The organism is Aliirhizobium sp. YIM B11859, assembly GCF_057163345.1.
The window spans coordinates 137,142-157,814 of record NZ_JBXHAY010000007.1; the positions used below are offsets into that span (position 1 = coordinate 137,142).

At 61.6% G+C, this 20,673-nt stretch carries 22 protein-coding genes; 9 read left to right on the forward strand and 13 right to left on the reverse strand.

All coding sequences use genetic code 11. The features are described from left to right. Positions 1 to 164 precede the first annotated feature (164 nt). The gene (locus tag AC2GXZ_RS24070) at positions 165 to 686 is read left to right on the forward strand and encodes a hypothetical protein (protein ID WP_483761750.1); all 522 of its coding nucleotides are present in this window, start codon (positions 165 to 167) and stop codon (positions 684 to 686) included. An 11-nt stretch (positions 687 to 697) separates the two neighbouring features. Here the strand turns inward: AC2GXZ_RS24070 and AC2GXZ_RS24075 are convergent, their stop codons facing one another. The 6 genes from AC2GXZ_RS24075 to tsaD all read right to left on the reverse strand — a co-directional run bounded on the left by AC2GXZ_RS24075 (position 698) and on the right by tsaD (position 5,340). Further along, positions 698 to 1,081 carry an ester cyclase gene (locus AC2GXZ_RS24075; protein WP_483761751.1) on the reverse strand — a complete coding sequence of 128 codons (384 nt, stop codon included), beginning with the start codon at positions 1,079 to 1,081 and terminating at the stop codon, positions 698 to 700. Positions 1,082 to 1,760: 679 nt separating this feature from the next. Then, the gene (locus AC2GXZ_RS24080) at positions 1,761 to 2,405 is read right to left on the reverse strand and encodes a class I SAM-dependent methyltransferase (RefSeq protein WP_483761752.1); all 645 of its coding nucleotides are present in this window, start codon (positions 2,403 to 2,405) and stop codon (positions 1,761 to 1,763) included. Positions 2,406 to 2,416: 11 nt separating this feature from the next. Next, positions 2,417 to 2,857 (reverse strand): EVE domain-containing protein, encoded by a 441-nt coding sequence (locus tag AC2GXZ_RS24085; protein ID WP_483761753.1) that lies wholly within the window; start codon positions 2,855 to 2,857, stop codon positions 2,417 to 2,419. Between the two features lie 9 nt (positions 2,858 to 2,866). Then, positions 2,867 to 3,169 (reverse strand): YciI-like protein, encoded by a 303-nt coding sequence (locus AC2GXZ_RS24090; RefSeq protein WP_483761754.1) that lies wholly within the window; start codon positions 3,167 to 3,169, stop codon positions 2,867 to 2,869. Positions 3,170 to 3,247: 78 nt separating this feature from the next. Further along, positions 3,248 to 4,246, reverse strand: coding sequence for an NAD(P)H-dependent glycerol-3-phosphate dehydrogenase (locus AC2GXZ_RS24095; RefSeq protein ID WP_483761755.1), 999 nt, complete (start codon positions 4,244 to 4,246; stop codon positions 3,248 to 3,250). Then, positions 4,243 to 5,340, reverse strand: coding sequence for a tRNA (adenosine(37)-N6)-threonylcarbamoyltransferase complex transferase subunit TsaD (tsaD, locus tag AC2GXZ_RS24100; RefSeq protein ID WP_483761756.1), 1,098 nt, complete (start codon positions 5,338 to 5,340; stop codon positions 4,243 to 4,245). The genes AC2GXZ_RS24095 and tsaD overlap by 4 nt, the downstream gene beginning before the upstream one ends. 72 nt (positions 5,341 to 5,412) lie before the next feature. Between tsaD and hemC the strand changes: the two genes are divergently transcribed. The 6 genes from hemC (at position 5,413) to AC2GXZ_RS24130 (ending at position 11,410) form a co-directional block, all read left to right on the forward strand. Beyond that, a complete protein-coding gene (gene hemC / locus AC2GXZ_RS24105; RefSeq protein ID WP_483761757.1) occupies positions 5,413 to 6,342 on the forward strand; it encodes a hydroxymethylbilane synthase in 930 nt (309 codons plus the stop codon). Positions 6,343 to 6,345: 3 nt separating this feature from the next. Next, complete coding sequence (locus AC2GXZ_RS24110) at positions 6,346 to 7,068, forward strand: uroporphyrinogen-III synthase (RefSeq protein WP_483761758.1); 723 nt, start codon at positions 6,346 to 6,348, stop codon at positions 7,066 to 7,068. A 91-nt stretch (positions 7,069 to 7,159) separates the two neighbouring features. Beyond that, entirely contained in the window at positions 7,160 to 8,476 is a 1,317-nt protein-coding gene (locus AC2GXZ_RS24115) for a COG4223 family protein (RefSeq protein WP_483761759.1), read from the forward strand. A 15-nt stretch (positions 8,477 to 8,491) separates the two neighbouring features. Then, positions 8,492 to 10,111, forward strand: coding sequence for a heme biosynthesis HemY N-terminal domain-containing protein (locus AC2GXZ_RS24120; RefSeq protein WP_483761760.1), 1,620 nt, complete (start codon positions 8,492 to 8,494; stop codon positions 10,109 to 10,111). Positions 10,112 to 10,135: 24 nt separating this feature from the next. Next, positions 10,136 to 10,624, forward strand: a complete 489-nt coding sequence (locus tag AC2GXZ_RS24125) for a tellurite resistance TerB family protein (RefSeq protein WP_483761761.1) — start codon at positions 10,136 to 10,138, stop codon at positions 10,622 to 10,624. Between the two features lie 9 nt (positions 10,625 to 10,633). Beyond that, entirely contained in the window at positions 10,634 to 11,410 is a 777-nt protein-coding gene (locus AC2GXZ_RS24130; protein ID WP_483761762.1) for a glutamine amidotransferase, read from the forward strand. Between the two features lie 2 nt (positions 11,411 to 11,412). Here the strand turns inward: AC2GXZ_RS24130 and AC2GXZ_RS24135 are convergent, their stop codons facing one another. Then, the gene (locus tag AC2GXZ_RS24135; protein ID WP_483761763.1) at positions 11,413 to 12,660 is read right to left on the reverse strand and encodes an MFS transporter; all 1,248 of its coding nucleotides are present in this window, start codon (positions 12,658 to 12,660) and stop codon (positions 11,413 to 11,415) included. 187 nt (positions 12,661 to 12,847) lie between these two features. Between AC2GXZ_RS24135 and AC2GXZ_RS24140 the strand changes: the two genes are divergently transcribed. Continuing rightward, positions 12,848 to 13,138 (forward strand): YggT family protein, encoded by a 291-nt coding sequence (locus AC2GXZ_RS24140; RefSeq protein ID WP_483761764.1) that lies wholly within the window; start codon positions 12,848 to 12,850, stop codon positions 13,136 to 13,138. Continuing rightward, entirely contained in the window at positions 13,135 to 13,443 is a 309-nt protein-coding gene (locus AC2GXZ_RS24145) for a DUF167 domain-containing protein (protein WP_483761765.1), read from the forward strand. Before AC2GXZ_RS24140 ends, AC2GXZ_RS24145 begins: the two co-directional genes overlap by 4 nt. 17 nt (positions 13,444 to 13,460) lie before the next feature. Here AC2GXZ_RS24145 and ppa read toward each other — a convergent pair whose 3' ends face one another. From ppa to AC2GXZ_RS24175, 6 genes are all read right to left on the reverse strand, one after another. Then, positions 13,461 to 13,994: an inorganic diphosphatase gene (gene ppa, locus AC2GXZ_RS24150; RefSeq protein ID WP_483761766.1), complete on the reverse strand. Its 534-nt coding sequence runs from the start codon at positions 13,992 to 13,994 to the stop codon at positions 13,461 to 13,463. Positions 13,995 to 14,129: 135 nt separating this feature from the next. Then, positions 14,130 to 14,639, reverse strand: a complete 510-nt coding sequence (locus AC2GXZ_RS24155; RefSeq protein WP_483761767.1) for an N-acetyltransferase family protein — start codon at positions 14,637 to 14,639, stop codon at positions 14,130 to 14,132. A 200-nt stretch (positions 14,640 to 14,839) separates the two neighbouring features. After that, positions 14,840 to 16,660, reverse strand: a complete 1,821-nt coding sequence (gene typA / locus AC2GXZ_RS24160; protein ID WP_483761768.1) for a translational GTPase TypA — start codon at positions 16,658 to 16,660, stop codon at positions 14,840 to 14,842. 117 nt (positions 16,661 to 16,777) lie between these two features. Continuing rightward, a complete protein-coding gene (locus AC2GXZ_RS24165) occupies positions 16,778 to 18,457 on the reverse strand; it encodes an ABC transporter permease (RefSeq protein WP_483761769.1) in 1,680 nt (559 codons plus the stop codon). 24 nt (positions 18,458 to 18,481) lie between these two features. Continuing rightward, entirely contained in the window at positions 18,482 to 19,441 is a 960-nt protein-coding gene (locus AC2GXZ_RS24170; protein WP_483761770.1) for an ABC transporter substrate-binding protein, read from the reverse strand. 40 nt (positions 19,442 to 19,481) lie between these two features. Then, the gene (locus AC2GXZ_RS24175) at positions 19,482 to 20,564 is read right to left on the reverse strand and encodes an ABC transporter ATP-binding protein (protein WP_483761771.1); all 1,083 of its coding nucleotides are present in this window, start codon (positions 20,562 to 20,564) and stop codon (positions 19,482 to 19,484) included. Positions 20,565 to 20,673 lie beyond the last annotated feature (109 nt).

Sequence of the window (20,673 nt, forward strand, 5' to 3'; positions counted from 1 at the left end):
TTCCAAGCAAGCGCGAATTTAATCGATTGGGAATTGCAAGGGGGCAAGACCCGGACATATCGCCGCGCCCCATTAACCATCGATTCCAAAGATTTGGCCAGGGCTGCTGCTTTCCGGCGTCAATTGTGTTAACCTTTGATTAACCATGATCTCCGGAGTTCGCCATGATCGCGAATCACATGAAACCTGTCCTTTTCGCAGCCGCACTTGCCGCATCACTGACCTCTGGGGCCACCGCCCGCGATCAGGGGCCGCAAACGGGCGACTTCAACTCGAGCCGGGGCGGCTATCATAATCCCGGCCATGGTTATCATGGCCACCGCGGACAATTGAAGCTCTTCTCCGACCAGCGCTTGGGTGGCGCAAGCCGGGTGGTGACCGCATCACCAGGTGATTCCATCGATCGCGGCTCGGTTGTCACCCAGGGTTACTCAGGTGCAAACGATGCTGGCGGAAACTTTTACGGTGCCGTCAATTACGGTGGCAGCGTCTCCGGTTCCGCCTTCGTTTATATCGATGGCGGCAGGACCGTTTACGCTGCCTTCGCTGCGCCGCAACAAGCCGGCGCTTACATCGCCCCAAAGGCAAAGATCATCGACGTCACCGAGGCGTCAGCGCAGGACAGTTTCAAGCCGGTCGACGGCTGCTCCTACGAAATGGGCGTCTGCGTCATCCGCGGGCGATAGGGGCCAGCTGCCTATCGCAGCTGCGCCGCGACCTCAGCGGAATCGATCACCGACCAGACTTCGGCAATCCGCCCATTGGAAAACCGGTAGAAGACATTTTCTGAAAACTGCACCCGCCGGCCATTGACCGGCAGGCCGAACAGCTGGCCGACAGGCGTGCAGTCGAAGGCCAGCCGGCTGGCCACTTTCGGCGCGTCGACGATCAGAAAGTCGATCGTGAAGCAAAGATCCGGAATGGCGCGAAAATCGCCCTCCAGCATCTCGCGGTAGCCGGCAAGCCCGAACCTGTGCCCATTATGGATGGCGTCAGTGGCAACGAAATCGCCCAGCCTCTGCCAGTCCTGCCGGTTCAGGCAATCGATGTAACCGCGGTAAAGCTCGGCCAGATCCTGCATTCTCTGTATCCCTCGTTCATCGTCCCGGTGGCGGATGGTGATCCCGGTGCCTCTTTTCGGCAAAACGTCTCGATCAGCCCTGCTGTTCCGATCCGGCTCCCGCCCCCCCGACCCGCCATATCGGGGATGTTTCGGGCCCCGGCGTCAATCCGATCAACACCTTGCGAATGATTTCATCCCCGCCCTAAAAACCCGTGCCTACAATTGCCCCGTCTCCGTCGCCGGAGTGTTTCGCGAGACGGTCGCGGGCAGGCGGGGGCCGGCGCTTTCGTTCGAACCGTAACGTGCGGCAAAGGCGGAAGGGGTGACACTCACGGGGATGGGCAACCATTCCTGATCAAGCCTCCCCCTGGCAGCCATGCCGGGTTCGGTCGAGCCGTCCAAGTGTGGGAAACCACATGCAGCGAGGCGAGAGCATCATCCGTAGGGGCCGGAAGCCCCGAACAAACGCCGAAGGCCACGCATATGCGGAGCCGTATTATTTATTCCCTTGAGGTTCCGCATATGCGTGCGCTTCTCCGGAATGTTCTTTGAAAGCTTCGGCAGGGTTCTGCGCGGGGGCGGACTGGCATGAGTGAGAGAAGGCCCCCTCACTGGCAATTTCTAACACGTAGATAAAGCTAAAATGTTGATTTTGTTGGCGAAGGGGATCGCGACAAACGACACCTTTCCTCACAGCTCACCCGAACCGCCACACCGTCGTTTTCTTCACTTCGCTGTCCTCCAGCGCCCGCGTCACCGGCACTTCGTAAACGGAAAGCTTTTCCAGCCGCTCTGTCGGCAGATAACTGCGCCCCGGATCACCGACCAGAACCACCACACCCGCATCGGCAAGCGCCGTGAACCACGGCACGATCGCCGCAGCAAAATCCCGGTCATAGAACACGTCGCCTGCCAGCACGATATCCGCATCGACCATCCGGCCGATCTGGTTCTCGCCGGTAAAACCGATCCCGACACCATTTTCTGCCGCATTCAATGCCACGGCTGTTTCCGTCCACGGATCGATATCCGCCGCCACCACATGTGCTGCGCCGGCAAGCCTTGCGGCGATCGCCACAAGCCCGGAACCGCTGGCGAAATCCAGCACCCGTTTGCCGGTGACCGTTTCGGGATGGTCGAGGATATAGCGGGCAAGGCCTTGGCCCCCGGCCCAGGCAAAGGCCCAGAACGGCGGCGGCAGACCGATCGCCTCCAGATCCTCCTCCGTCTTCAGCCAGAGATCATGGGCTTCGGTAGCCAGATGAAGCACGACCTCCGGCACATGCGGCGGCCGCATGAGATCGGTATTCTCCAGAATGAAGGCCTTCGGATCGGTCTTCACCGCGAAAGCGCTCAGGCCGGCGATGTCGGTGGATGATCGAGCCCGCCGAGACGGCAGATCTCGAAATATTCATCCTCGGTCACCGGCTGCACCGAAAGCCGCATCGACGTCACCAGTGCCATCTTCTCGAACTTCGGATTGGCCTTGACGTCCTTCAGTGTGATCGGCTTCGGCATGTCGATGACCGCGCGAATATCGACGCAATCCCATTTCGGATCGCCCTTGGCTGAGGAATCCGGATGCGACAGCGCGCAGACCTCGACAATGCCGACGATCTCCAGCCCCTCGTTCGAGTGGTAGAAAAAGCCCTTGTCGCCGATCTTCATCGCCCGCATGTTGTTGCGCGCCAGATAGTTTCGCACACCGGTCCATTCCTCGCCGGCGGCACCCTTGGCCTTCTGCTGTTCCCAGGACCAGACATTCGGTTCGGATTTGTAAAGCCAATATGCCATCCGGCGATCTTACTCCGGCTTCTTGGAAGGATCGTTGAACACCCAGTTCCAGGCCTTGACCTCGACCTTTTCGAACAGGCCTGCGAGGTAATAGGGATCGGCTTCGGCAATCGTGCGGGCGCTCGCCATGTCGGCGGCTTCGACCACCACAAGGCTGCCATTCGGCTTGCCGTCATCATCAAGGAACGGACCGGCAAATTTAAGCACGCCGTCGGCATTCAGCTTGTTGAGATGCTCCAGATGCGTCGGGCGGGTATCCATGCGGACCTGCAGGTGTCCGGGTTTGTCGGTGCAAAGAAAGGCAAACAGCATCGGGTCTCTCCTCTTGAGGCAATTCCGGCAAATGCGTGACGCGGTTCCGCGTCCGGAATTGCGTGAAAATAGCTTTGTTTATTCGGCCTTGATCGGTCGGGTCATCAACTGTTCCATTGCCGTCATCACGTCGAGCCTGCCGTCGATGATCGCCGCCACGGCATCGGTGATCGGCAGGTCGACGGAAAACGTCCGCCCAAGCCGGGCCGCAACCGAAGCGGCAAACGCGCCTTCGACCAAGGGGCCACCGCCGGTCTGGGCCGCTTCGCCCCCGGCCTGTCCCATTTGACCGATCGAGATGCCGAAGCGCAGGTTGCGCGACTGATGGCTGGTGCCGGTCAACACGAGGTCGCCGAGGCCCGACAGGCCGCGAACCGTGTCCGCATTGCCACCCATCGCCTCGACCAGCCGCGACATCTCGGCCAAGCCCCGGGAAATCAGTGCCGCACGGGCGGATTCACCCAAACCCGCTCCTTCGACGATGCCGCAGGCGATCGCCAGTACGTTCTTCAGCGCACCACCGAGCTGCACACCAACCACGTCCGGCGATCCGTAGACACGAAAACTGCGGCCGGACAGCATATGCGCCAGCCGCTCGGCGAGCGCCACATCCTGCGCCCCGAGCGCCATCGCCGTCGGCAGGCCGCGAGCGATATCTGCGGCAAAGCCTGGGCCGGAAAGCACGGCAAGGCTGGTCCTTGGCAACTCCGCCGAAACCACATCGGTCAGCAGCCGCTCGGACCGGTCAAGCCCCTTGGCGCAGATGACGACGGCGGCATCCTTGGCAAGATAAGGGCCGTAATGACGCGCCGCATCGAGCTGCGCCCGCGACGGCATGACGAACAGCACCACATCGGCTTCGGCAACGGCGTCAGGCTCGGAGGAAAACTCCAGACGGTCCGGCAAGGGAACGCCCGGTAGCGCGGCATCATGCATGCGGTCGTCACGCAGGTCGTTCATCAGGTCCGGCCGACGCCCAACCAGCATGACCGGATGACGGCCTTCCAGCGCGAAAACCGTTGCGAGCGCAGTCCCGAATGCGCCCGCGCCGATCACGGCGATCCGCTCGTTGCTCATGCCTTGGCCCCTCTTTTGCCCGATCCCAGCAAAGTTTTTGCATCCTTGTCCAGCGGCCAGCGCGAACGCGGCGCGACATCCAGATCGTCGGCCGGAAATTCTTCCGCAAGTCGCTCGAGCCCCGCCCAGGCGATCATCGCGGCATTATCGGTGCAAAGCCGGATCGGTGGTGCGATGAAACGGAAACCGTGCTCGAGGCAAAGCGCCTGCAGCGTGCGGCGGATCTCCTGATTGGCAGCAACACCGCCGGCCACCACCAGCGCACGATCCGTTTCGATCCCCGAAAACTCTTCACGAAAACGGGCAAGCCCGCGGCCGATCCGGTCGCGCAGCGTCCTTGAAACCGCTTTCTGGAACGATGCGCAGATATCGGCGATATCCTGCTCGGTCAGCGGCGCGATTTCTGTCGCCGCCTGCCGAACGGCCGTTTTCAGACCGGAAAAGGAAAAATCGAGCCGTGCCTCGCCGACCAGCGGACGCGGCAGCGAGAAACGATCGGGATTGCCCGACTGAGCCGCCTTCTCGACCGCCGGGCCGCCCGGATAAGGCAGGCCGAGCAGCTTCGCCGTCTTGTCGAAGGCTTCGCCCAGCGCATCGTCGATCGTTGTGCCCCAGCGTTCGTATTCGCCGACGCCGCGGACAAGGATCAGCTGCGTATGGCCGCCGGAAACCAGCAGCATCAGATAGGGGAAGGACAGCCCATCGGTCATCCGCGCCGTCAGCGCGTGACCTTCGAGATGGTTGATCGCCATCAGCGGCTTGCCCGACACACGGGCCATCGCCTTGGCCGTCATCAGCCCGACCAGCAGGCCGCCGATCAGGCCGGGACCGGATGTTGCAGCAATGGCGTCGACATCGTCGAGCCGGACATTGGCGCGATGCAGCGCCTCCTCGATCAGTTCGTCCAGTGCTTCCACATGGGCACGCGCGGCGATCTCGGGCACGACGCCGCCATAGGCGCTGTGCTCGTCAAGCTGCGAAAGAACGACATCGGAGAGGATTTCGCTGCGTCCGTCCTCATGCCGCGCCACGACCGCGGCAGCGGTCTCGTCGCAGCTTGTCTCGATGCCGAGGATGCGGAGAAATGGCGCCATTGCCCTCTCAATTCGTTGCGATGCCGGATGATCCGGTTTACGAGAGCTTCCGGTAACAACGGAATGAAACGGATGCAAACAAAACCTTTCCGTATCGGCACCAGGGGTAGCCCGCTGGCGCTGGCACAGGCCGCGGAAACGCGGGCGCGACTGATGGCTGCGCATGGCTTGCCGGAAGAGATGTTCGAGATCGTCGTGCTGTCGACGACCGGCGACCGCGTGACGGATCGCGCACTGAGCGAAATCGGCGGTAAGGGCCTTTTCACCCAGGAGCTTGAGGAACAGCTGCAATCCGGCGAACTCGATATCGCCGTGCATTCGTCGAAGGACATGCCGACGAAACTTCCGGATGGGCTGCATATCGCCGCCTACCTGCCGCGCGAGGACTTTCGCGATGCCGTTATCGGCCGCAGCGCGCCAAGCCTTATGGCGCTTCCCGATGCCGCAGTTGTCGGCACCGCCTCGCTGCGCCGCCAGGCTCTCGTCCGCCGTCTTCGTCCAGATATTCAGGTGACAATCTTTCGCGGTTCGGTCGGCACGCGGCTGCGCAAGCTGGACGAGGGTCATGTCGATGCGACGCTGCTCGCCTATGCCGGCCTCAAGCGTCTTTCGATGGAACATGTCGTCACGGAACTTCTCGACCCGGCAGATTTTCCGCCAGCCCCGGCACAAGGCGCAATCTGCGTCGAAAGCCGCATCGGCGACCAGCGTATCGGCAACCTTCTCGCCCCGATCAATGACCATGCGACCTACGACGCCGTAAGCTGCGAGCGCGCCTTCCTGGCCGCACTTGACGGCTCCTGTCGGACGCCGATCGGCGGCTTTGCGATCTGCGACGGAGATGCCCTCAAATTCTCCGGCCTGATCCTGACGCCCGACGGTCGGCGTGAACACGCGATAGAACTGGACGGCAAGCGGACAGATGCCGAAGCGCTCGGCCTGCGGGCCGGCGAAGCCGTTCGCACCGCCGCCGGCGCCGGCTTCTTCGAGAGCTGGAGCTGAACCTTGCGGGTCATCGTCACCCGCCCTGAAATCTCGGCCGCCCGCACTGCCGGACGGCTGAAAGCCATGGGCCATGACCCGATCATCTTGCCGCTTGGCAAGCCGGTCCATCATCACCAGGCCGCGATCGAAGCCTTGGCGCAACCGCACTCGGCACTCGTGGTGACCAGCGCCGAAGCCCTGCGGGTACTCTCCGTTCCGGCGCTCCGCCCTTTGATCGATTTCGAAAAACCGCTCTTTGCCGTCGGCGAGGCGACCGCAGAAGCTGCAAGATCCTCAGGCTTTCTCGTGGTTCACGCAGGCTCCGGCGATGGCGCCGCACTGGCCGGGCTGATCGCTGCAAACTCTGGGAAACAGCACCTGCCTCTGGTTTATCTTGCCGGCCGCCCGCGTGCCGAAACGCTCGAAACCCGGCTCGCCGAACTTGGCATTCCATGCTGCGTCACCGAGATCTATGAGATGACGACGCTCGATTATACGGCCGAAGACCTTGCCACCCGCCTCGCCCGGTCGGACGCCACGCCGGGGGCCGAGGCCGTTCTTCTCTATTCGCGGGAAAGCACCCTCCGCTTTTTTGATCTCATCCCGACCGATCTGGTCGATCTTGCGAATATGCGCATCCTTTGCATCAGCGACCGTGCGGCTTCCGCCGTCCCCGCGGCATTTCGCCCACATCTCGAAATCGCCGAAAGCCCGGACGAGGACGCCCTCTTGGCGCTTCTTTAACCTCTTGCCGCTCCAAATTCCGGCGACGCCCCTTTCCTTAACCGGGGGCACCGACTAGGTTTTAGGGAACGCAGGCAGAAAAGAGGTCGAGATGGTATCCGAAAAACCACCGCGCCGGTCCAGGACGAACAAGGAGCCGGTCACGATCGACCTGACGGCGGAGGAAACCGCCGCCATCGCTGAACCGGTGCGCGCCAACGATAGCGACGAGACAATGCCCCCCGTCGAGACCGACGTGGCGGCCATCGAAGCAACAGAGGTGACGGATACCTCTTCGCCGGCAATATCGGGAACCGCAGCGGAACCTGAAACACAGAACCCGGCAGACCCCGAAGCCGGAAAGGCAGAGACGCCACGTTTCGACGACCCCGAACCTGAAATCAGATCCGGTCCCGACCTGTCCGCCGGCCCGGTGGATACAGCCAGGCCAGCCGATGAAGCCGAACTGGCCGCGCAGGATGAGGCGAAAAGTCCCCCGCCGCCACCTCACGAACGTCGCCCGGCACAACGCCCGGCCACCGCCACCTCGACGCTTGTCGCCGCCGGTATTTTCGGCGGTATCGTCGCCCTGCTTCTGGCAGGCAGCATGCAATATGCCGGCCTGCTGCCGGGGGCATCCCCCGCTCCGGCATCCAGCGGCACGAATGTAACAGCCGAAATCGCCTCCCTTCGCCAGCAGGTCGAGGCCTTGACCAAGCGCCCGGCAGAGCCTTCCGGCGACCTTGCAGGCCGGATTGCAACGCTCGAGGCAAGCACATCGTCCGCCGCGCCGGATGCAGCCCTTGCCCAGCGTCTCGCGGCGCTTGAGGGGGAACTCTCCGGCATCAAGTCCGCCACCGAAGCCAATGCCGGCCGGTTGCAGCAGGCCGAAGCCGAGATTGCCGACAAGGGACCGGAACAGATGGCCGCACGAGCGGTCGCGGCAGCGGCACTCAAGGGTGCGATTGATCGCGGCGGTTCCTTCGAAGCCGAATTGGAGACCTACAAGACGCTTGCAGCCGATGATCCCGCGATTGCACAGCTGCAGCCTCTGGCCACCAAGGGCGTACTCTCCCGCGTCGAGCTTCAGGCCCAGGCATCCGGCGTCGCCAACGACATGATTGCCGCCGTCACTCAACCCGATCCCAATATGGGCGTTGCGCAACGGCTCCTCTCCTCCGCCCTTTCGGTGGTGAAGGTCCGCAAGGTCGGCGATGTGACGGGCAACACGGCTGAGGACATTGTTGCAAGGTTCGAGGACCGGCTGCGGGCTGGCGACCTGTCCGGTGCCGCCCGCGAATGGGCAGCGCTTCCCGAACCGGCCAAGGCAGCGTCACAAACCTTCAAGCAGGAACTCGATGCCCGCATCGAGGTGGAAAATCTTGTCAGTGGCACGCTCACCCGCGCGATCACCGGCACTCAAGGCTGAGGACGAAGAAACGGAATGGTCAGACTTTTCATTTTCCTTCTCGTCATTCTCGGTCTCGGCTGGGGTTTTTCGTGGCTCGCCGACCGCCCCGGCCTGTTGTCGATCACCTGGCAGGATCATCTGATCGAAACGAGCCTGATGGTGGCGGCGACGGCGGTCGTGGCACTGATCGGCGTCGTTATGCTGCTTTGGTGGATCGTCGGCATCATCTGGACCTCGCCCTATTCGGTGCGCCGTTATTTCCGTGCCCGCAAGCGCGATCGCGGTTATCAGGCCCTGTCGACCGGCCTGATCGCCGCCGGCGCCGGCAATGCGCTTCTCGCCCGCAAGATGAGCATCAGGAGCCGCAGCCTGCTGCGTGCCGACCAGGAGCCGCTGATCCTGCTTCTCGATGCGCAGGCCGCCCTGATCGAGGGCAAATACGACGACGCGCGCGCCAAGTTCGAAAGCATGGCGAACGACCCGGAAACCCGCGAACTCGGCCTGCGCGGCCTCTACATGGAGGCTCGACGCCTGGGCGCCAACGAGGCCGCACGCCAATATGCCGAAAAGGCGGCCGAACACGCGCCCTACCTGCCCTGGGCATCCCAGGCGACGCTCGAATCCCAGAGCCGGTCCGGCCGTTGGGACGATGCGCTGGAAACGCTTGCCCAGCAGCGGGCCGCACAGATCGTCAGCCGGTCGGAAGCCGACCGATTGAAGGCCGTCATCCTCACCGCACGTGCCGGTGACCGGCTGGAAAGCGACCCGGCCGGTGCCCGCGAGGACGCAACCGACGCGCTGAAACTCGCCAAGGATCTGGTGCCGGCGGCCATTATCTCGGCCAAGGCCCTGCTGCGGCAGGAAAATACCCGCAAGGCCGCCTCGGTGCTGGAAGGTGTCTGGAAGCTTTCCCCGCATCCCGATATCGCCGCCACCTATGTTCGCGCTCGCAGCGGCGACAGCACGCTCGACCGTCTGAAACGCGCCGAAAAACTCGAAGCGCTGCGCCCGAACAATATCGAATCGCTGCTCGTCGTCGCACAGGCGGCACTTGGCGCACAGGACCTTTCCAAGGCCCGAGCCAGAGCGGAAGCGGCGGCCCGTATGGAAGCAAGCGAACGGGTCTATCTGCTGCTCGCCGATATAGAGGAAGCCGAAACCGGCGATCAGGGCCGTATCCGCTACTGGATGTCCCAGGCGCTGCGTGCGCCGCGCGATCCCGCCTGGGTCGCCGATGGCTTCGTATCTGAAAACTGGCTGCCGGTTTCGCCCGTCACCGGCAAGCTCGATGCCTTCGAATGGAAGCTTCCGTTCAGCCAGCTGGAAGGCCCGGTCGTCGAAGGCCGGCCGGCCGCCGATGAGACGATCGCCGCACTGCCGCCGGTCGCAAAGGAAAAGCCGGCGCCGGTGGAACCGACAAGACGAAGCGAGGCACCCGAGCCCAAAATCATCGAGCAGCCGCCCGAGGAAAAACCGGCAGCCGAGATCGCTGTTGCAGCAAAGACAACAGTGCCGGAGAAAACAGCGCCAAAACCTGACAAAACGCAGGAAAGCGGGGCGGAACCGGTTCCATTTTTCGGGCGTCCACCGGATGATCCGGGCGTGAAGGACCAGAACGCCGACCCGACCAAGACGAGGTTGCGGTTGTTCTAGAAAAATGGAGCAAGGCCTATATCGATGCTGGACCGAATTCAGGCCTTTCTTCACACGCTCTCATCGTCGAACCATGACGGGGAATTTGCCCCCGATGATCCACGGGTCGCATTCGTCGCGCTCTGTTTTCAGGTCATGGAGGCGGACGGCAATGTCTCCGACAAGGAGCAGCGCAAATTCCGCGAACTGGTGCGTGAACGCTACGACCTGAGCGAAGACCAGCTCAAAGCGCTGATCGAGGCCGGTCACGACGCCGGCAGCGAGGCGGTTGATTATTACCGCTTCACATCCGATCTAAGGAGGCATCTGGTCAACGAGGAAGACCGTGTCGAACTCCTCGGCATCCTCTGGGACATCGTTTATGCCGATGGCCAGAGAAGCGAGATAGAAGATCATGTGATTTGGAGGATCGCGGATCTTCTCGGTGTTTCGGCAAGAGATCGCGTACTGCAGCGCCAGGAGGCCGCCGCACGTCTTGCAGGAGGAGCAGGAGCACTTGGGAAGGAGAGTTAGGATCCGATAATGCTGATACTGCCCCGTAGCAAAACCGACTTGTCTCCCATCCTCGTCATCCTCCACCAGGAGCTTTCCTCCCCCGGCCGCGTCGGGCAGATGCTTCTCGACAAGGGATTTCCGCTCGATATACGCCGACCCGTACTCGGCGACGCTCTGCCGGAGAGCATGCCTGGCCATTCCGGCGCTGTCATCTTCGGCGGACCGATGAGCGCCAATGACCCCGACCCCTTTGTCAGCCGGGAAATCGACTGGATCGGTGTGCCGCTGAAGGAAAACAAGCCCTATCTCGGCATCTGCCTTGGTGCCCAGATGATGGTCCGCCATCTGGGTGGCAAGGTCGCCGCCGAAAAGGGCGAGATGACGGAAATCGGCTGGTATCCGTTACGCCCGACGCAACAGGGTCGCTTGCTGATGACCTGGCCGAAAATGGTCTATCATTTCCACCGCGAAGGTTTCGACCTTCCCCGCGATGTGCAGCTTCTGGCGCAAGGGGATGCCTATCCCAACCAGGCGATCCGTTATGGCGACAATGCCTGGGGCGTGCAGTTCCATGCCGAGCTGACCCGCGCCATGATGCACCGCTGGGTCGTGCATGGCGCCGAGCGCTTCACCATGCCCAACGCCCAGCAGGGCAGCGAACATCTCGAGGGCCGGATGATCTTCGACGCGCCGCTCAAGGCCTGGCTGTCGGATTTTCTCGATATCGTCTTTCTGCGTCAGCAGCAGGACGAAAATCCGGCTGGCGACATCAGGCAGCCGGCGCTGAAGCTGCAATCAGCGTAGAACTATCGCTGCGGCGCTTCCAGCGTATCGATCTGTCTCAGCTTGGAAAAGCCGAGCGCCCAGATGACGGTCACCGCCAGCGTCCCGACGCCGCCGATGACGACCGCGGGAACCGCGCCGATCACATGCGCCATCGTGCCCGCCCTAAACTCGCCGAGCTCGTTGGAAGCTCCGACAAACACCATGTTGACGGCGTTGACACGGCCGCGCACCTCGTCGGGTGTCCACAGCGCGATCAGTGTCTCGCGGACATAGACGGAGATCATGTCGGCCGCACCCATGATCATCAGCGCCACGATGGACAGCCACGGCGTCGACGACAGACCGAAGATCAGCGTACCGAGACCGAAGAAGCCGACGCCGACGAACATCGCAATCCCCGCATGATGGCGGATCGGATGAAAGGCGAGCCAGATCGCCACGAAGATCGCACCGATGCCCGGACCGGCGCGCAGCAATCCCAGCCCCCATGGTCCGAGTTCCAGCACATCGCGCGCAAAGATCGGCATCAGCGCCACGGCACCACCAAGCAGAACGGCAAACAGATCGAGAGAGATCGCCCCGAGCACAACCTTTTCGCTGAAGATGAAACGGAAGCCGGCGAGAATATGGGCGACGTCGACCTTGGACGACGCGCTGCGCTGCGCAGGCTTCGGGATCGAAAAAACCAGAACCGCAGAAATCGCCATCAGAACGAGAGCGACGCCATAGGCGGCCGTGGCACTCAACCCGTAAAGCAGACCGCCTGCCACCGGACCGAGGATCGACGCCGTCTGCCAGGAGGACGAATTCCACGCTATCGCATTGGCAAGATCCCGTTCCGGCACCAGATTGGGACCGAGCGACTGGACGGCCGGTCCCATGAAGGCGCGCTCGATGCCGAAGACGACAAGAATGGCAAACACGATCCAGACGGCAAAGCTTCCCGAAAGCGTCAGCGCAAGCAGGGCAGCCGCACAAGCGGAGCCCACTACAAGGCAGATCGCCACGATCATGCGGCGATTATAGCGGTCGGCAACCGTCCCGGTCACCAGAATGAGCAGCAGCGAGGGAAGGAACTGGAACAGCCCGATCAATCCGAGATAGAGCGGATTGCGTGTCTCGTCATACATCTGCCAGCCGACCGAAACGCTGATGATCTGGATCGCGAAGGCGGAGAAGAAGCGGGAGAAGAAGAAGCGGGTATAGGATGAGTGCCGGAAGGCTGCGAAACGATCGCCGGAGGCAGTACCAGAGGCGGGAATGGACATCGCGACAAACTTTCGGGCATACCGCCAGGGACAAAGGCATCCGGTCGCCGTTAAGCATGCCGGGTGCGCGGCACAGACGCTACTTGCCCGTTAGTTCCCCAATGTCTACATGTCTGTCAACAATCAATTGCATGCCGGATGCCCGCTATCGGCAAACAAAGACCCGGCAACGAAATTGGAGACGTGAATGCTCGCGCTGTTTCAGACCATTGATCTGGCCTTGAACCTCTATACCTGGGTGCTGATCGGCAGTGCCATCTTCTCCTGGCTCTACGCCTTCAACGTGATCAATTCGCGCAACCAGTTCGTTGATGCCATCGGCCGTTTCCTCTTCAATGTCACCGAACCGGTTCTGGCCCCCTTGCGGCGCGTCCTGCCCAATCTCGGTGGCATCGATATCTCGCCGATCATCGTGCTGCTGATCATCTTCTTCCTGCGCTCCTTCCTCTGGACGACGCTTTACCCGATGGTCGCGTGAGTGCCGTAAGCATTCATTCAGATCACGTCAGGCTGAGCATCAGGCTGACACCAAACGGCGGCCGGGACGCGTTCGACTGCGTCGAGACGGATGCCGAGGGCAATATTTTCCTCAAAACCCGTGTCGCAGCCGTTCCCGAAGACGGCAAGGCCAACCGGGCGCTGGTGGCGCTTCTCTCCAAGAAACTGCGCGTGCCGAAAGGCGCCGTCACCTTCATCACCGGCGAAACAGCACGTAAAAAAATCCTCCGGATCGATGGCGACCCGGAGGATTTGAAGGCGAAAATCGAAAGCCTGACGGCCTGATTATTGAGGGACCCCGATTACTTCTGGGCCTTGTAGCGCTCGATGGCCTCGACGATCAGCTTCTTGGCGACGTCGACATTCTGCCAGCCGCCGATCTTCACCCACTTGCCGGGTTCCAGATCCTTGTAATGCTCGAAGAAGTGCTCGATCTGCTTCAGCGTGATTTCCGGCAGATCGGTGTAATTCACGATCTTGTCGTAACGCTGGGTCAGCTTCGGAACCGGGACCGCGAGGATCTTTTCGTCCTTGCCGCCATCGTCTTCCATGATCATCACGCCGATCGGGCGCACGTTGATCACGCAGCCGGGAACCAGCGGACGGGTATTGCAGATCAACACGTCGCACGGGTCGCCATCTTCGGACAGCGTGTGCGGAATGAAGCCGTAGTTACCCGGATAGGTCATCGGCGTGTAGAGGAAGCGGTCGACGACCAGTGCGCCGGCTTCCTTGTCCATCTCGTACTTGATGGGCTGCCCGCCAACCGGAACTTCGACGATGACGTTGATGTCGTCAGGCGGATTTTTGCCGATGGAGATTGCATCGATACGCATTTTGATCCTCGATCACGTTCAATTCAGTCAAGCGTCGATAGCGAAAATTCCGCGCCAAGGCAATAAGCCATTGATATGGTGGAACCTGCATCCGCAGAACGCCGCGCTCCAGAAGATCGTGGCGGGAAAAACTGGCTAGCCCGGCCAGACGAAGCCGACTTTTCGCAGCTGCGTCCCTGCGAAGTCTTCCATGCCTTCGACAGCATCGACGCCGCCGTGCCGGCGAAAGAAGCGGTTCGCATGTTCGCTGTCTTCCAGGCACCAGACGACAAGCCCCCTGCAGCCGAGTGACTTGAGCAATTTGCGGCTTTCACCGAACAGCCGCCGTCCAAGGCCGATCCCCTGGAATTCAGGGCGGAGATAAATCTCGTAGATTTCGCCGTCATAGGGAAGGGAGCGCGCCCGGTTCAGGCCGATCGTCGCGTAACCGGCAATTTGCCCGGCGACATCGATCACCATCAGCGTTGCCGGGCCGTTGGTTGCCTTGCGCCACCATTTTTCGCCGCGCCGCTCCATCATCTGGATCAGCGGCTTGTGGGGAATGAGCCCCGCATAGGCCTGCGCCCAGCTCTCCCGGTGAACTTCCGAGATGGCTCTGGCATCTTGCGGATCAGCCCGCCGAACATCGATCGACAACGTCTTCATAACGCGACTTTAGGTCCTGCTGTGCGGGATCCGCCATCGGTCATTCATTAACCAGACGGATTGCCCACAGACTTCTTATGGGGACAATATCAGCCGAGTTAACGCTTTTTTAACTGCCGCCACAAGTCGTGAGATTTGCCGGGGCACAGAAAAAAGCCCGGCTTGCGGCCGGGCTTTTCAAGCGAATATTTATGGAGAGCTTAGAGCGCTGCCTTCGACTTGTCGAAGCGCTTGCGGTCGTTGGCGTCGAGGTAGATCTTGCGCAGGCGGATCGACTTCGGCGTCACTTCCATCAGTTCGTCGTCCTGGATCCAGGACAGCGCGCGGTCGAGCGTCATGCGGATCGGCGGGGTCAGGCGGACGGCTTCGTCCTTGCCGGCCGAACGGATGTTGGTCAGCTGCTTGCCTTTGAGAACGTTGACCTCGAGGTCGTTGTCTCGGCTGTGGATGCCGATGATCATGCCGGCATAAACCTTTTCACCCGGCTCGATGATCATCGGGCCGCGATCTTCCAGGTTGAACATCGCGTAGGCAACGGCTTCACCGGACTGGTTGGACAACAGAACGCCATTGGTACGTCCGCCGATTTCACCCTTGTAGGGCTGATAATCGTTGAACAGGCGGTTCATGATTGCCGTACCGCGCGTGTCGGTCAGCAGTTCCGACTGGTAGCCGATCAGGCCACGGGTCGGAGCCAGGAACTTCAGACGAACGCGGTTGCCGCCCGACGGACGAAGCTCGGTCATCTCGGCCTTGCGCTCGGACATCTTCTGCACGACGATACCGGAATGTTCTTCATCGACGTCGATGACGACTTCTTCGATCGGCTCCATCGTGGTGCCGTTTTCGTCCTTGTGCATGACGACGCGCGGACGCGAGACGGCAAGCTCGAAGCCTTCGCGGCGCATGGTCTCGATCAGAACGGCGAGCTGAAGTTCGCCGCGGCCCGAAACGTAGAACGAATCCTTGCCTTCGGCTTCTTCGATCTTGAGGGCAACGTTGCCTTCGGCTTCCTTGAACAGGCGATCGCGAATGACGCGGCTCGTCACCTTGTCGCCTTCGGTGCCGGCAAGCGGGCTGTCGTTGACGATGAAGGACATGGTGACGGTCGGCGGATCGATCGGCTGTGCGTGCATCGGTTCGGAGACGGACGGATCGCAGAACGTGTCGGCAACGGTGCCCTTGGAGAGACCGGCAATAGCGACGATGTCACCCGCATGGGCTTCTTCGATCGGCTGACGCTCGATGCCGCGGAACGCGAGGATTTTCGAAATACGGCCGGTTTCAACCGTCTTGCCGTCCTGGGACAGAACCTTGACGGCCTGGTTCGGCTTGATCGAGCCGGACGCGACGCGACCGGTGATGATGCGGCCGAGGAACGGGTTGGCTTCGAGAAGCGTGCCGATCATGCGGAACGGGCCTTCTTCGACCTTCGGTTCCGGAACGTGCTGCAAAACCAGGTCGAGCAACGGTGCCAGACCCTGATCCTTCGGGCCTTCCGGGTTGACGTTCATCCAGCCATCGCGGCCAGAACCGTAGAGGATCGGGAAGTCGAGCTGCTCGTCGGTAGCGTCGAGATTGGCGAACAGGTCGAAGACTTCGTTGATGACTTCCTCGTGGCGGCCGTCCGGACGGTCGATCTTGTTGATCGCGACGATCGGGCGAAGACCAACCTTCAGCGCCTTGCCGACGACGAACTTGGTCTGCGGCATCGGGCCTTCAGACGAGTCGACGAGAACGATCGCGCCGTCCACCATCGACAGGATACGCTCGACTTCGCCACCGAAGTCGGCGTGGCCGGGGGTGTCGACGATGTTGACGCGAACGCCCTTCCACTCAACCGAAGTTGCCTTGGCGAGAATGGTGATGCCACGTTCTTTTTCGAGGTCGTTGCTGTCCATCACGCGCTCTGCAACGCGCTGGTTCTCGCGGAACGAGCCGGACTGCTTCAGGAGCTCATCGACGAGTGTCGTTTTGCCGTGGTCGACGTGCGCGATAATCGCGATATTCCGCATAGCCATTTTAAATCTCGGAGTTTTGGGGCGCTGATCGATGGAACGCGCCTATTTCGTTGGCGGGCTCATAGCCTGTTTTTCGCGTTTGCGAAAGGGGGCGGGCGCAAGGTGAATTTGCAAGTGTCATTCTGCGACCAGTCCACTGCGTCTCAAAAGGGCAAGAAGCAGCAGCGGAAGTAGCGTCGTAATGAGGATGGCGATGAACGCCATGGCCATGCCGAGCCCGATCGAACCCTGTTCGAATTGCCGCCAGATGAAGGTGGCGATGGTCTGCATGCCGACCGGCGCGATGACCACGGAAGCAACGAGTTCACGCGAGGCGAGCGCAAAGACAAGCAGCATGGCAGACGCCAGGCTGGGGAAAACCAGAGGCAGAAGAATACGCCGGAAAGCCGTCACGCCGCTTGCGCCGAACACCCGTGCTGCTGCCTCCAGATTGTCGCCGATCTGCTGAAACGCCGCTGTTGCATAGCGCATCGGCTGCGGCAGCAGAATACAGCAATAGGCGAGCAGCAGGATGAAACCGGTATTATAGGGCGTCACCGGCAGCCACGGCATGTTCCAGGCGAGGATCAGCCCGACCGCCACGACGATGCCCGGCAATGCGTTCGGAATGATCGTCAGCGTGTCTATCGCCAGCCGGCCACGGATCTTCGTCTTCACCACGGTATAAGCGGCCGTTACGCCAATCAGACCGGTGATGACCGCCGTGCCGATGCCGAGCGAAAAACTGTTGGCAAGCGCTCCGAGCGCGCCGGAACTGTTCTGGAACACCGCCGAAAAATTATCGACGCTGAGATTATCGAGGGCCAGCCCCCCGGAGATCGTCCGGGAAAGCGCGGTCGCCAGGATCGCCAGAAGCGGCACGCCGGTCGCGAGAAAAGAGACAACCACGAAAGCCGACATTACCGGGAGCTTGAGCGCCCCGAGCGGCCGCTTGTCCTTCGCCTGAGGTTTGCCGTTGACCGTCTGATAGGATCGCCGCGACAGGATCCAGCGCTGGCCGAGAAACGTAATGAGGGAAAGCGCGACCAGCAGCAGCGACATGATCGAGGCGCCGGGAAGATCGATCGGCCAATCGGATATTCGCAGATCGATGCCGGTGACGAGAACCTTGAAACCGGCACGGCGGCCGAGTGCCGCCGGTGTGCCGTATTCCTCGATTGCGGCGGCAAAAACCAGCATCAGGCTCGCTGCAAGCCCGGGCGCCGAAAGTGGCAGCGTGATCCGCCAGAAGGCACGCGCAGGCGTCGCGCCGAACACCCGGCCGACATCGGCGTACCGCGCACCAACGGCCTCCACCGTCCGCGACACGGCGAAATAGACGACTGGAAACGTATTGAACGCCATGACCATGGTCATGCCGGCCAGCGAAAACAGGAAGGGTGAAAGATTGAACCCCACAAGCTGCTGCAGATACCCGCGCGGCTGCAGCGTCATGATCCATCCGAGCGTGGCGATATAGGGCGGGATCATGAAGGGGACGAGCAGCAGCACGTCGAACAGCGGCGCACATGGCACCCGGTAAAGTGCCCGGAACACCCCGAGCGGCACGGCGACCAGAGCCGAGACCAGCACCACGCAACCGCCGAGCAGGATCGTGTTACCGGCCATGCCGACCAGCGCGCTATCATTCAGCGTCGCGATGAAGGAGGAGAAAGGGCCCGCAAACGAGCCCTGTCCGAGATTGGGGAAAATACCCTGCAGGACGACGGCAAGAAAAGGAACGGCGACAACAAGAACAAGTCCCGCAATCGCCAGCCAGGCGGCCGGAGCCGGCCCACCCATAGCCTTGTCCCTCATCGTGCCGTCTCCCGTTCGAGGCGCTTACTTGCCACCAAAAATCTTGGTGATTTCGCCGAGCGTTTCCTTGCGCTTGCCGTAGACGGCAGCACTGTCGAACTTCAAAAGCTTCAGATCGCTGATCAGCGGACGATCGGCCGGGATGTCGGTACGGGCCGGCATCAGCATCTGGGCGGCGACCAGCTTCTGGCCTTCGTCCGAGAGCATGTAGTCGATGAACTTCTTCGCATCGTCCTGGTTTTTCGACCAGTTGAGGATCATCGCCGGGCGCGGAGCAATCACGGTGCCGGAAGCCGGGAAGATCACGTCGATGCTTTCGCCCTTCTTCTTGGCGGCGAGCGTGATGTAGTCGACGGCGCCGAATACGGCAGCCTTGGCACCCTGCAGAACCGGGTTCAGCGCTTCGGCATTGGCACCGGCAATGATCGCGCCATTGGCCTGCAGATCCTTGAACAGCTTGAACTCGTCCTGGCCGGCGAGAGCCGCGGTCAGTTCGAAGGACGAACCGGACTGTGCAGGATCCGGAATATTGACCATGTCCTTGTATTCAGCCTTGGTCAGGTCGGCCCATTCGGTCGGCTTCGGCGTACCGCTCTTGGTGTTCCAGGCAATCCCGAGGGCCGAAATGCCCTGTGCAACGGCATAGTCGGACTTGAGGAAATCCGGAACCTTGGCAGCGTTCGGGCTCGAATATTTGACCAGCCAGCCACGCTTTTCAAAATCGGTCGCGGTATCCCACGATGCCGAGATCAGCACGTCGACGACCGGGTTCGAGGCTTCAGCTTCGATACGGGCCATGACCTTGCCGGTCGTGGCCTGGAAGACGTTGACCTTGATGCCGGTCTGCTTGGTAAAGCCTTCCGACATCTTGTCGATCAGGCTCTGCGGGCCGGCGGTGTAAACGGTGACGTCGGCATGCGCGACGCCGGCCAGAAGCACTGCGGCAACGGCACCAAGTGTGATGCTCTTCAATGACTTGAACATGTCCAAAACTCCCTGTTGGGTGAATGCTTGAGTGAGGCGATTAACGTGTGTCCGCGAACCAGCGGATCTGGTTCGTATCGATGGCAAGCCCGACTTCGTCGCCGGACCTCAACTTGTTGCGGCTGAGAACCTGCAATTCGACGTGCCCGACGCCGGCAGGCGCGATCGTTGCCAGATGCCCGTCACCGCGAAACTGCGAACGCAGCACCGTGGCAGCCAGCCGGCCGGGCTCGATCTCGCCGGCAGTGACGGCCGAAACAGGGATCAGCACCCGCGCGGTCCCGGATGCATCGGCAGGTGCCGCGAACAGCGCCACATCGCTGCCCTTGAACAGCCAGGCGTCACCACGTCGTTCGAGATCGGCAATGCCACCGAGACGCAGGAAATCCGCGACTTCCGGCGTCGCCGGCCGGGCGATCAGCTCGTCGGGGCTGGCAAGCTGTTCGATCAGCCCGCCGCGCATGACGGCAACCTGGTCGGCAAGCGTCAGCGCCTCGCTGTGGTCGTGAGTGACATAGATGGCGGTAAGCCCGAGCGAAGAAATCAGCTCGGCGAGTTCGCCGACCATGTTTTCGCGCAATTCGCGGTCGAGATTGGAAAGCGGCTCATCGAACAGGATCAGCTGCGGTTCGGCAACGATGGCGCGGGCAATGGCCACACGCTGCTGCTGGCCGCCGGAAAGATCGCTCGGCCGGCGGCCGGCATAGGCGGCGAGCCCAACCTTCTCGAGCGCCTGCAAGGTGCGGCGCTCGCGTTCGGCGCGTCCGATGCCACGCATTTCCAGCGGAAACGAGACATTGCCGCCGACCGTCATATGCGGCCAGAGGGCGTAATCCTGAAATACCATGCCGAGATTACGCTTCTCCGGCGGCGCAAACGCGCCGGTCGCCGCATCCGCGACCATTTGGCCGGCAATCGAGACAGATCCCTTGCTTGGCGCCAGCAGCCCGGCAACGAGCCGCAGCAGCGTGGTCTTGCCGCAACCGGAAGGACCGAGAAGCGCAAGCGTCTGCCCCTTTACCAGCGCCACGTCGATGCCCTTGAGCACCGGCGTCGCGCCATAGTGCAATTCCAGTCCGGCCGTTGAGACGGCAGCGTCTTTTGCAAGGAAGGCAGTTTTCATGGGAACCGGCATCGGGAGAAGTGATGCCGGTTCCCATATTAAGGCTTCATGACAGCAGAGTTACGGTTTTGTGACAGTCAGGTGATAGTCCAGAGACTGCCGCCGATCC